General features: G+C 75.3%; 9 protein-coding genes. 4 read left to right on the forward strand and 5 right to left on the reverse strand.

What is annotated here, in order from left to right:
• Positions 1–61 precede the first annotated feature (61 nt).
• Positions 62–871, forward strand: coding sequence for a hypothetical protein (locus tag CNX65_RS20660; RefSeq protein ID WP_096495231.1), 810 nt, complete (start codon positions 62–64; stop codon positions 869–871).
• Here CNX65_RS20660 and CNX65_RS20665 read toward each other — a convergent pair.
• Complete coding sequence (locus tag CNX65_RS20665) at positions 834–1529, reverse strand: hypothetical protein (protein WP_177154292.1); 696 nt, start codon at positions 1527–1529, stop codon at positions 834–836. The genes CNX65_RS20660 and CNX65_RS20665 overlap by 38 nt on opposite strands.
• A gap of 251 nt (positions 1530–1780) precedes the next feature.
• The gene (locus tag CNX65_RS20670; protein WP_096495233.1) at positions 1781–2815 is read right to left on the reverse strand and encodes a LacI family DNA-binding transcriptional regulator; all 1035 of its coding nucleotides are present in this window, start codon (positions 2813–2815) and stop codon (positions 1781–1783) included.
• A gap of 94 nt (positions 2816–2909) precedes the next feature.
• On the opposite strand from CNX65_RS20670, the gene CNX65_RS20675 reads away from it, so the two are divergent.
• From CNX65_RS20675 to CNX65_RS20685, 3 genes are all read left to right on the forward strand, one after another.
• Positions 2910–4838 (forward strand): cellulase family glycosylhydrolase, encoded by a 1929-nt coding sequence (locus CNX65_RS20675; RefSeq protein ID WP_096495234.1) that lies wholly within the window; start codon positions 2910–2912, stop codon positions 4836–4838.
• Positions 4835–6058, forward strand: a complete 1224-nt coding sequence (gene manD, locus CNX65_RS20680) for a D-mannonate dehydratase ManD (protein ID WP_096495235.1) — start codon at positions 4835–4837, stop codon at positions 6056–6058. Before CNX65_RS20675 ends, manD begins: the two co-directional genes overlap by 4 nt.
• A gap of 190 nt (positions 6059–6248) precedes the next feature.
• Entirely contained in the window at positions 6249–7853 is a 1605-nt protein-coding gene (locus CNX65_RS20685; RefSeq protein WP_096495236.1) for a glucuronyl esterase domain-containing protein, read from the forward strand.
• Between the two features lie 60 nt (positions 7854–7913).
• Here CNX65_RS20685 and CNX65_RS20690 read toward each other — a convergent pair whose 3' ends face one another.
• The 3 genes from CNX65_RS20690 to CNX65_RS35540 form a co-directional block, all read right to left on the reverse strand.
• Positions 7914–9296, reverse strand: a complete 1383-nt coding sequence (locus tag CNX65_RS20690) for an FAD-dependent oxidoreductase (RefSeq protein ID WP_177154293.1) — start codon at positions 9294–9296, stop codon at positions 7914–7916.
• A 471-nt stretch (positions 9297–9767) separates the two neighbouring features.
• Positions 9768–10151 carry a hypothetical protein gene (locus CNX65_RS20695; protein ID WP_096495238.1) on the reverse strand — a complete coding sequence of 128 codons (384 nt, stop codon included), beginning with the start codon at positions 10149–10151 and terminating at the stop codon, positions 9768–9770.
• 195 nt (positions 10152–10346) lie between these two features.
• Positions 10347–12011, reverse strand: a complete 1665-nt coding sequence (locus CNX65_RS35540) for a hypothetical protein (RefSeq protein WP_157767755.1) — start codon at positions 12009–12011, stop codon at positions 10347–10349.
• Positions 12012–12027 lie beyond the last annotated feature (16 nt).

Genomic DNA, 12027 nt, shown 5'->3' on the forward strand with positions numbered 1-12027 from the left:
GGGGAGGTTGCGACGTGCGGGCGTGGTCGGTGCGGGCGGGGAAGGTCGGCGAGCGCGAGGCGTGGGCGCTGGGGCCGGGTGCACGGGCGGCGGGTTCGGCGGGGTGGCGGACCTGGGCGGGGCGGTGGACCGCGAGGCGGTGCTGACAGCGGTGCGCGCGGCGAAGCCGGACGCCGCCGAGCAGGCGCTGCGGAACTTCACCGCGCAGCTGTGGGCGCTGCGCTCGCGGATGGCCGAGGGCGACCTGGTGGTGGTGCCGCTGAAGAACTCCGGGCAGCACCTGGCGATCGGCGAGGTCGCGGGCGGCTACCGGTGCTCGGTGGAGCAGCCGGACGTGGAGCGCAGGCACGTGCGCCCGGTGCGCTGGCTGGTGGCGGACCTGCCGCGCACGGTGGTGAAGCAGGACCTGCTGTGCTCGTTCGGCGCGTTCTCGACGGTGGAGGAGGTCCCGGACGAGGCGGCGGACTCGGCGCAGCACGACGTGGACATCGCCCGCTACGCCCTGGACCGCATCGCGAGCCGCACCATCGAGGAGTTCGCCGGGCACCGCCTGGCCGACCTGGTCGCGGCGGGGCTGCTGGTGGCGTGGGGCGGGATCACGAAGCAGGCCGAGCAGTACCTGTCGACCCAGCGGTTCACGATCGAGGTGTGGGACTCGGAGCTGCTGCTGGGCGGGTGTTCGCGAACTACCCGGCGCTGCCACCGGAACTGCGCGCGGAACTGCCGCTGCGGCAGGTGTGGGCGCTGGTGGAGGAGGACGGGTGAGGGGGTGCGCGGTGGCGCCGCCCGCGCGCCTGCGATCGACGCGCGGGCGGCGTCACCCGGTCCTCGGGTCAGGCGGGCGGCGTGCAGGTCACGCTGCCGACGGTGACCGCGCCGCGTTCGCCCGCTCGGGTGGCCGGCCCCATGTCCGGGCCCAGCCACAGGCGGACCGCGTGCACGGTCAGTGAGCCGTCGCCGTCCTCGGCCCACGTCCGGGTGTTGAAGACCGCGCGGACGCCGTTGGCCAGGGTGGTCTCGTAGTCGACCGGGACGGTGTCCGGGAGGGACGTGCCGACGACTCCGCGCAGGGTGAACGCGGACTCGACGGTGCCGTCCGGGGTGGCGCGGCAGGAGATCGTGTAGGAGCCGACCTTCAGCAGCGGCAGGCCCGTGTCGGGGTGGTTGAAGCGGAACGCCTTGCCGGTCGCGGTCGTGGTGACGGCGCCGGACGGCTCGGTCTCGCAGGTGGTGCTGCCCTGGCCGAACGCGACGAGCTTGCCGCCGGTCGCGCCGGACGTCTCGGCGCCGGTGGACTCGCCGCTCACGCAGGTGGCGAGCGGCGGGATGTCCACGAGCAGCTCGCTCGCGGTGCGGATCACGGCGTTGCCGACGCTGGCCGCGCCGGACACGCCGCCGGGGGCGGTCTTGGCGGGTGCGGTCTTGGCCGGTGCGCCCTCGGGTGCGGCGGTCGCGGGCGCGGGGGTGAGCGCGAGCAGGCAGGCCACCGCCGTCGCTACCGCTCGTCTGCTGGTGGGGGACAACGTCATCAGCTCCTCTGGGGTGGACCTCGGTCCCTCCGAGTGCAGCGCGCCGGACGGCGGTGGGGCCAGCCGTGCGGCGGGAACCACCCGGCAGAACGCGGTGATCACCCTTGCAGGGCACGCACTTGTGCACCGTCACGATCGGTGCGGACGGCGGGGAATCCGGGTGACGCCCGGTCGTGGGTTCAGCGGCGCTTCAGCGAGCGGGTGGACACTGCGCGACAACCCCGCCCCCGCCCCCGCCCCGCCCCGAAAGCTCAGCGCGGCGCGGGGCCCGTCGACTCGCGCACCACCAGCTCCGGCGGGCGCACCTCCTCCGGCCCGGCGCCGTCCACCACCCCGAGCCCCGCCAGCAGCGTCACCGCCGCCGCCCGCCCGAGCCCGACCAGGTCCTGCCGGACCGTCGTCAGCGCCGGGTGCAGCAGCTCGCACAGCGGCAGGTCGTCGTGCCCCACCACGGACAGCTCCCCCGGCACGTCGATCCCGAGCCGCCGGGCGGTGACGAGCCCGGCGGCGGCCATCGAGTCGTTCGCGAACAGCACCGCCGTCGGCCGCTCCGCCGAGGCCAGCAGCTCCCGCGCCGCCACCGCCGCCGCGCCGGGGTCGAACCCGCTCGCGCGGACGCACACCGGGACCAGCCCGTACGCGCCCAGCGCCCGCCGGAGCGCCGCGCGCCTGCGCCGCGTGTGCACCCGGTCCTCCGGCCCGCTCACGTGCCCGAACCGCCGGTGCCCCAGCCCCACCAGGTGCTCCACCGCGCGCGTGATCCCCCGGTGCTGGTCGCGGGCGCGCACGGTCGGCACCGGGTCGGGCCGCCACGGCGTGCCGACCAGCGCGGCGGGCAGCCCCAGCTCGCGCAGCAGCGCGAAGCGCGGGTCCCGAACCCGGCTCTCGGTGAGCACGACCCCGTCGACCCGCCGCCCGGCGGCGAGCGCCCGGTACGCGCGCTCCTCGCCGCCGTCGTCGACCAGGTGCAGCAGCAGCCCCCACCCGAGCGGCGCGAGCGCGCTCTCGACGCCGGTGATGAGCTGGGCGAAGTGCGGGTCGCTGCTGAGCAGGTCGGGGTCGCGGCGCAGCACCAGCCCGAGCGCGCCGACCCGCGCCCCGCGCAGCGCCACCGCCGCGGCGGACGGCGCCCACCCCAGTTCGGCCGCGGCGGCGAGCACGCGCAGCCGGGTCGCCTCGGCCAGCCGCCCCTTGCCGTTGACCGCCGCCGACACCGCCCCGACCGACACGCCCGCGCGCGCGGCGACGTCGGCGATGGTCGGTCTGCCCGAACCCGTTCGCCCCACGGCGACCTCCCTCAAGCCTGTTCGGCGCAATCTGCCGCGGCACTGCGGTCCAGGGTCTCCCCGACGGCTGTGGTGAAACGTTATACCTGGTGGGGTGAAGCGCTCTTCGGCACTGGTGACCGGTCCGGACGGCAGGCCCGACGTGTGGTTGGGGGTGAACTTCTGGTCCCGCGCGGGCGGTCCGCTGATGTGGCGGCGCTACGACCCCGACGTGGTGCGCGCGGAACTGCTGGTGATGCGCGCGCACGGCGTCCCGCTGACCAGGAGCTTCTGCTACTGGCCGGACTTCATGCCCGAGGAGGACCGGCTGGACGAGGCGGTCCTGGCCCGGTTCGACCACTTCCTGGACCTGCACCGGGAACTCGGGATGCGCACCATCCCGACGTTCCTGGTGGGCCACATGTCCGGCCAGAACTGGGACCCGCCGTGGCGGCGCGGGCGGGACGTGTTCGGCGACGAGTCGTTCGTGGCGCGGCAGCGCTGGTACGTGCGGGAGCTGGCCGCGCGCTGGAAGGACCACCCGGCGGTCGCGGGGTGGTTGCTGAGCAACGAGATCCCGCTGTACGCGGACGAGCGCACGCGCGGCGTCGGCGCCCTGGACGCCGACGCGGTGACGGCGTGGGCGCAGGCGCTGATCGGCGAGGTGCGGGCGGCGGGCGCGCGGCAGCCGGTGTCGGTCGGCGACGGCGCGTGGGGCGTGGAGGTCACCGGGCTGGACAACGGTTTCCGGGTGCGCGACCTGGCCCCGCTGGTGGACTTCCACGGCCCGCACGTCTACCGCATGGAGGACGACCCGCTGCGGCTGCACCTGGCGGCGGCGTGGGTGTGCGAGCTGCTCGACGTCGGCGGGAAACCGGTGGTGCTGGAGGAGTTCGGCGTCACCTCCGACTACACCTCGGACGAGAACGCCGCGCACTACTACCGGCAGGTGCTGCACAACTCGCTGCTCGCGGGCGCGACGGGCTGGATCGCCTGGAACAACACGGACTTCGACGACCTGGCCGACCAGGAGCCGTACTCGCACCACCCGTTCGAGCTGCACTTCGGCCTGACCACCGCGCGCGGCGAGCCGAAGCCGCAGCTGCTGGAGCTGCGCGAGTTCGCGGAGGTGTTGCGGCGCACGGACTTCGCGCGGTTGCGCAGGCCGGACGCGGAGGTGGTGCTGGTGGTGCCGTCGTACCTGGAGAAGCGCTACCCGTTCACGGTGCCCGAGGACGCGACGAGCGTGTTCGAGCACGGGCGGCAGGCGTACGCGGCGGCGCGCGAGGCGGACCTGCCGGTGGGGGTGGCGCGGGAGGCGGACGGGCTGCCGCCGGACTGCGCGCTGTACCTGCTGCCGTCGGCGAAGCAGCTGCTGGCGCCCACGTGGCGGGAGCTGCTGCGGCGGGCGGAGGAGGGGGCGGTGGTGTACGCGTCGTACTTCCACGGGGCGCACAAGGTGCAGCGCGGGTCGTGGTGGCCGGACCTGGACGGGATGTTCGGGGTGGCCAAGCGGTCGCGGTACGGGCTGGTGGAGCCGGTCGTGGAGGACGAGCTGCGGTTGCGGGTGGTGACCGGGTTCGGCGGGTTGGCGGTGGGCGAGGAGCTGGTGTTCGCGGTGGGCGGGAACGCGCACTCGCGGGCGTTCCTGCCGGTGGACCCGGTGGAGGCCGAGGTGCTGGCGGTGGACGGTCGCGGGCGGCCCGCGCTGCTGCGGCGGCGGGTGGGGTCCGGGGCGATGGTGCTGTGCGCTTACCCGTTGGAGCACATGGCTTCCGCGACGCCGTCGGTGAACCCGGAGGACACCTGGCGGCTGTACGCGGCGCTCGCGGCGGAGGCCGGGGTGGTGCCGGAGGTGTCGGTGGACGATCCGGGGGTGCTGGTGTCGGTGCTGGAGCACGAGGACGGGCGGCGGTTCGCGTGGCTGGTGAGCCAGCGCGGGGAACCGGTGTCGGCGCGGGTGCTCGGGGCGGGGTTGCGGTCGTTCGGCGACGTGGTGGAGCTCGGCCCGTACGAGGTCGTGGTGGCGGAGGTGGAGCGGTGAGGATCGTGTCGGCCGAGGTCGTGGTGACCTCACCGGGTCGGAACTTCGTGACGTTGCGGATCACCACCGAGGACGGGCTTTCCGGGCTGGGCGACGCGACGCTCAACGGGCGCGAGCTGGCGGTGCGGGCGTACCTGGTGGAGCACGTCGTGCCGCTGCTGGTCGGGCGGGACGCGTCGGCGGTCGAGGACACCTGGCAGTACCTGTACCGGGGCGCGTACTGGCGGCGCGGGCCGGTGACGATGGCGGCGATCGCGGCGGTGGACACGGCGCTGTGGGACATCAAGGCGAAGGCGGCCGGGATGCCGCTGTACCAGCTGCTGGGCGGGGCGTGCCGGGTGGGCGCGCTGGCGTACGGGCACGCGTCGGGGCGGGACCTGCCGGAGCTGTTCGACTCGATCCGGGCGCACCTGGAGCGCGGGTACCGGGCGATCCGGGTGCAGACCGGGGTTCCGGGGCTGGGCGTGGTGTACGGGGTGGCGGCGTCGGTGGGCGGGCAGCGGTACGACTACGAGCCCGCGCGGCGGACGGCGCTGCCGGTGGAGGAGGAGTGGGACACCAGGGCGTACCTGCGGCACGTGCCGGGGGTGTTCGAGGCGGTGCGCGCGGAGTTCGGCCCGGAGCTGCCGCTGCTGCACGACGGGCACCACCGGATGACGCCGATCCAGGCAGCGAAGCTGGGGAAGGCGCTGGAGCCGTACGACCTGTTCTGGCTGGAGGACGCCACGCCCGGCGAGGACCAGGCGGCGCTGCGGCTGATCAGGCAGCACACGACGACGCCGCTGGCGATCGGCGAGGTGTTCAACTCGGTGCACGACTACCAGGAGCTGATCACCGGGCGGTTGATCGACTACGTGCGGTCGGCGGTGACGCACACCGGTGGGGTGACGGGGATGCGGCGACTGCTGGACTTCGCCGGGGTGTACGGGATCAAGTCGGGCATCCACGGGCCGACGGACATCTCGCCGGTGGGGATGGCGGCGGCGCTGCACCTGGACCTGGCGGTGCACAACTTCGGCATCCAGGAGCACATGGAGCACGCGGCGCGGACGCTGGAGGTGTTCCGGACGTCGTTCACCTTCGACGGCGGGCTGCTGCACCCGTCGGACGCGCCGGGGTTGGGGGTGGAGCTGGACGACGAGGCGGCGGGGGCGTTCCCGTACGAGGCGGCGTACCTGCCGGTGAACCGGCTGCGGGACGGGACGGTGCACGACTGGTGAGCGGGCCGCGCCCGCCGGGGTCCGAAAGGCTCGGCGGGCGCGGTTCTGCGGTTCGCGTTTTCGCGCTGTCGAGCGGCGCCCCCGGCCAACTGAGACCACCGGCCCCGCCAGCGGCATTGACATGTTTCGAGCCCTGCGTCGAAACTTTAGAACGCCGCCGCAGCGCTTCCTCCCCGGAAGGAGATCAACGGTGATCACCCGCTCCGGCCATCTCCGGCTGTCGCTCGCCCTCCTCACCGCGCTGGCCCTCACCGGCACCGCGCTCGCCACCACGACCCCCACCCCCGCACCCCCGTCCACCGCGGCCGTCGAGGACGACGGCGCCGACTGCCCCGTCGCCCTCCCCGGCAGCACGCCCGCCAACCCGCGCCTGCCCGACCCGTTCACCAGGATCGACGGCTCCCGCGTCACCACCCTCGCCGACTGGCGGTGCCGCCGCGCCGAGATCCGCGAGCTCGCCGAGCGCCACGTCTACGGCGACAAGCCCGCCAGGCCCGCCTCCGTCACCGGCTCCGTCTCGCGCACCTCCATCTCCGTCACCACCACCCACCAGGGCCGCACCGCGAGCTTCTCCGCGAGCGTCGACGCCCCCAGCGGCACCGGACCGTTCCCCGCCGTCATCGTGGTGGGCGGGTTCGGGGCCGACACCGCCGCGATCAAGGCCGCGGGCGCGGCCGTGATCAGCTACGACCCGCTCGCCGTCGGCCGCGAGGGCACGCCGCGCGGCAACAAGCAGGGCGCGTTCTACACGCTCCACGGCGCGTCCAGCCCGACCGGCCTGCTCGCCGCGTGGGCCTGGGGCGCGAGCCGCGTCATCGACGTGATCGAGCAGTCCGGTTCCACCACGATCCGCGCGGACGGCATCGGGGTCACCGGGTGCTCGCGGTACGGCAAGAGCGCGTTCGCGGTCGGCGCGTTCGACCAGCGCGTCGCCCTCACCATGCCGATCGAGTCCGGCAGCGCGGGCGCCCCGGCGTTCCGCTCCATCGCGGGCGAGAGCGGCGCGCAGCCGCTGAGCAGCGCGTACGGCGAGCAGCCCTGGCTCGGCGACGCGTTCTCCGCCTACACCGGCAACCCGAACGCGCTGCCGATCGACACCCACCAGGTCATCGGGATGATCGCCCCGCGCGGCCTGCTGCTGCTGGAGAACCCGCACGTCGACTGGCTCGCCGCGCGCTCCGGCAGCGTCGCCGCGCTCGCCGGGGCCGAGGTGTACAAGGCGCTCGGCGCGGCCGACAACATCTCCTACTGGTCGGACGTGCAGGACGGCACGCACTGCGCCTCGCGCCCGGAGTGGCGCGGCCCGATCCAGGACAACATCCGCGAGCACCTGCTCAGGTCCGGCAACGCCCCGCAGGTCTTCCGGGTCTCCGCGAAGAAGGCCGGGAACCTCGCCCAGTGGCGCGACTGGCAGACCCCGGTCCTGACCGGCGGCGGCGAGCCGACCAGCACCACCACCACGACCACGACCACCGGCGCCACGGCCACCACCACTCCCCCGCCGGGCGCGGGCTGCACGGCCAGCGCCTCGGTCAACCAGTGGAACGGCGGGTTCGTCGCCACGGTCACGGTCACCGCGAACCGGGCGATCACCGGCTGGACGGTCGGCGCGACCCTGCCCTCGGGCGCGACGATCACGAACTCCTGGAACACCACCCGCACCGGCGCGTCCGGTCCCGTGACGTTCACCGACGCCGGGTTCAACGGCGCGCTGGCGGCCGGGCGGTCCACCGAGTTCGGCTACCAGGCCACCGGCGCCGCCCCGACCGCCGCGCTCACCTGCACGGCGCGATAACCAGCCCGACGACCAGGTCGACAACCCCGTGCCCCGGAGCCCACCCGGCTCCGGGGCCGCTCACCCCGGCAGCACCCGCACCGCCGAGTGCGGCAGCTCCCACGGTCGCAGCGGCGGGTTCGCCTGCGGCGGGTGCAGCGGTCCGCGCGCCGCCGCCACCAGCACGCGCGGGCGCAGCAGGCTGCGCGGCGGCTCGACCAGCGCCCGCACGTCCAGCCACGCCCGCGCCACCACCGGGCTCCCGGTCGCCGCGAAGTGCACCCGGTCCAGCACCCGCGCCACCGCCCGCCCCCACGCCCCCGGCCGGGGCCCGGTCGTGGCCGGGAACCTCAGGTCCAGCCCGGTCGCCACGCCCCACGCGCCCCGCGACACCCGCTCCACCGCGCGCTGCGCGCGGGCCGCCCCGTACCGGATGCCCCGCTCCCCCAGGGCTTCCGAGAACGCCACCGCGCCGAGCGCCGCCAACGCCATCCCCTGCCCGTGCACCGGGTTGAGCGTGCACGCCGCGTCCCCCAGCACCACGAACCCCTCCGGCCACCCGTCCGCCTCCCGGAACCGCAGCCTCCGGTTCGCGGGCGAGCGCAACCCCCTCGGCGGGCCGAGGGGCCGGGCGTCGGCGATCAGGTCGCCGATCACCGGGTGCCGCAGCCGCCCCGCGCAGCGGGCGAACGCCTCCTCGTCGGTCGGCGGTCGCTGCTCGCGCGTGCCGACCAGGGTGACGCTCCACCGGTCGCCCTCGATCGGGCACAGCAGCCCGCTGCGCACCTGGGCGGGGTGGTCGGGGTCGGGCAGGACGGTCACGGCGGGCGCGTCCGAGCGGCCCGCGTACAGCCTGGTGCTGTAGAACTCGCCGGGGTCGACGTGCTCCTCGGCCGGTGGCCGCGCCCCCAGCGCGGACAGCCACACCGGCGCGGCCGAGCGGTGTCCGGTGGCGTCGACGACGTAGTCGGCGGCGACGCGCCCGGTGCGGCCGTCGCGCCGGTCGCGCACCAGGACGCCGGTGACCCGCTCCGGGCCGCCGAGCAGGCCGGTGGCGTCGGTGCTCTCCAGCAGGTGGACGCGCTCGTCGGCGAGGACCCGCTCGCGCACCACGTGCTCGACCAGCGCCCGGCTCGCGCTGAGCACGAACTGCGCCTCGGGGAACCTCGACACCCACCCGGCGGGCAGCAGCACGAGCATCCGGTCGGGCACGCCCACGCGCTGCGCGCCCAGGCCGAGCAGCTCGTCGGTGACCCCCGGCAGCAGGTGGTCGACCGCGTGCGCGCCACCGGACAGCAGCACGTGCGTGTGCCTGCCCTGCGGCGTGCCGGACCGCTCGCGCGGCCCCTGCGGCAACCGGTCCCGCTCGACCAGCAGCACCTCGCCGACGTGGTCGGCCAGCACGCGGGCGGCCAGCAGGCCCGCGATGCCCGCTCCCAGCACCACTGCTCGGGTGGTGGCCATGGGCCTCGCCTCCTTGGGCCTGGACCGGGGCGATCCCGGTGGCGGAGGTGCGGCGGGGACCGCGCGCAGCTGCTCCCAGCCGCGTGGTCCGGTGCGAGCGCGGGCTCGTGGACCCGGTCGCACCCGGCGGGCACGACCGTCGACGCGGTGGACCCTATGGCGAGCCGGGAGCAGCGCGCAGGGCCGGGAAGCGGCGGCGGCGCGCCGGTCAGGCGGGGCGCCGGGGGTGCGGACAGTCGCGGGCGGCACGACCCCCCGGCGCGTTCCGGTGAACGTCGCCGCGCGCCGACTGCGGTCCGTCGCGCAAACCCCCGGCACGTCGTCCCGCTCGGGGGGACGGGTGCGGTCCACACCATCCGATGCGGGCACGTCCGGCGGGCCAGGGCGACCCGTCGAAAGAGGGCCGCGCATTTCACCCGGCCGGTGAGGTTCTCCGCACCGCTGCGGGGTAGCGGCGGCGTCCGGGCGCGGTCACGGCTTGCGGGAGGGGTGGTGTTCGACGATCGTCCACCGGCCGTCGCGGCGCTCGAAGGTCATGCGGGCCTGCGCGGTGTCGGGCCTGCCGCCGGCGGTGACCGCGGAGTCGTAGAGGCCGGACAGGACGACCGCGACGAGGCTGTCGTTCCAGCGGTCGAACAGGGCCTTCGCGTCACCGGGCTGCCTGGGCGCGCCGGAGGGCCCTGGGGTGGCGGCCTGGCCGGTGCCGCAGGCGGTGGCGAGCAGCAGGACCGCGGCGGTCAGCGCGAGCGTGGCGATCCCGGCGACGATGCGGAACGTCCAGATCGTGCGGATCCGCTGCTCCAGCGCGATCACCACCAGCAGCAGCGAGGAGGTGACCAGGCGGCGCTGCACCACGGCAGGACCTCCAGGCGGAACCCGGCGCCGCGCACGGTCTCGATCCGCGGCGGGGCGGCAGGAGTCGGGAAGGGGAACGGACAGGAGCGCAGGTCAGCGGGGTGCGGCGGGCGGTGGCAGCGCGCGTGGCGCCGGGAGGTCGACGCCTCCCGGCGCCACGCGCTTCAGGAACCCGTTGACGACGGGTGGTCCGGTTCACGGGTGAAGCTGGCGCTGCTCGCCCGTCATGACGTCGATGGTGAAGACCCGGTCGACGTTCGGGTTGTTCTGCAGGATCGGGAACTCGGTCATGGAGAACACGTTGTCCACCCGCCTGCTCGGCCCGACCAGGGCGTACACGTCGCCCTTGGCGCCCTGCGCGAGGCTGGCGGACACGCTGTCCCACACGGCCTTGCCCGCGTCGTTGGTCTTGCCCCAGTCCGGCATGATGATGTGGTCGTGGCCGAGCTTGCCCTCGAGGGTGACGCGCCCCTGCTGGGCGGCGATGAACTCGGCCGGGTCCATCACCGAGTGCCGCCGGCCGGTCGAGTCGATGAAGTTGCCCGACCAGAAGAACGCGCCGTCCGGCTTGCTGTCCAGGATGCGGCGCAGGTCCGCGACCCAGCGGGCGCCCTCCTCCTCGGACAGGTTGCGCAGGTCGAAGTGCTCGACGCCGTCGATCGTGGTGACCGGGAACGCGGTCGTGGTGCGGTGGTCGGCTTTCGGGCCGGTCAGGTTGTCCACTGTGGACCAGGGCACGGTGTCCTTGGGCGGGTCCGGCGGCAGCGGGACCTTCGTGGGGTCGACCTGGTCGGCCGGGGGCAGCAGGTTCAGCGGCGGGCGCGGCGGCGTCGCGGGCTTGGGGGCGGGCGGCGCGGACGGGTCGTGCAGGCCGCCGAGCGAGTCCTTGGCCGAACCGGGTGAGGTGATCGTGCCGTGGCCCTGGGCGGCGGGCGGCGCGGTGGTGGCGCCGGGCGGGGCGAAGGGGTCCCTGCCGGGCAGGGACACCACGGGTGGGGCCGCGCCGGTCGGCGGGCTGATCAGCTTGCCGGGGGCGGTCTGCGGGTTCTGCGGACGTGGCGCGGGCGCGCCAGGCGGCGGGACCTGGGCCTTGGGCGGGAAGCTGCTCTGGTTGCCGCGCAACGAATCGGCCGCGTCGCCGGGCTTGGACAGCTCGACCTGGGGCGCGCCCGCCGGGTGCCTCTTGGGCTTGGGCGGGATCCGCATGAGCGGCGGCAGCTCGGACCTCGGGTTGGGCGCGGGCGCGTTCAGGTCGCCCCGGACGCCGGGGATCGGCGGGAGCGGCGGGCCCTGGGCGCCGGGGGTGCTGGACGCGGCGGAGGTGGTGGCGGCGGAGGTGGACGCGGCGGAGGTGGCGCCGCTGTCACCGGGCGCCCCCGCGGGCGGCTTGGCCGTGGTGTCGGTGACGATGCTGTCGAACTGCGATCCGCTGTGGCGGTCGAGCGAGAAGTGCGTGTCGGCGGTGGCCTTCACGCCGTCGCCGACCTGGCCGAACGTGTCGCCGGCCTGCCGGGCGCGCTCCACCGACTTGCCGTTGGAGGAGTTGAGCGCGAGCACGGCGGGCATCCCGAGGACGCCGAGCGCGGTGGCCCCGAGCCGCTGGCCGGAGAGCTTGCCCGCCAGGTCGCCGTACGCGGTGCGCAGGTCGTCCGCCTGGCTCCGCAAGGTCTCCATGGAGTTCATGCTCATGGAGAAGCCCTTGGTCCCGGTCGGCCCGGACGGGGCGGCGGACGGCGGGGGCGGCGGCGCGGTGCGCGGCGGCGAGCCGTTGGGGTTGGCGCTGGAGCCGGGGTCGGGGGTGCTGGAACCGGGGTCCGGTCTGCTCGAACCGGAACCGCCGGAACCCTGGAACTTGGCCACGGGGATCTCCGGGGGT

The organism is Actinosynnema pretiosum, from assembly GCF_002354875.1.
Lineage (GTDB): Bacteria > Actinomycetota > Actinomycetes > Mycobacteriales > Pseudonocardiaceae > Actinosynnema > Actinosynnema auranticum.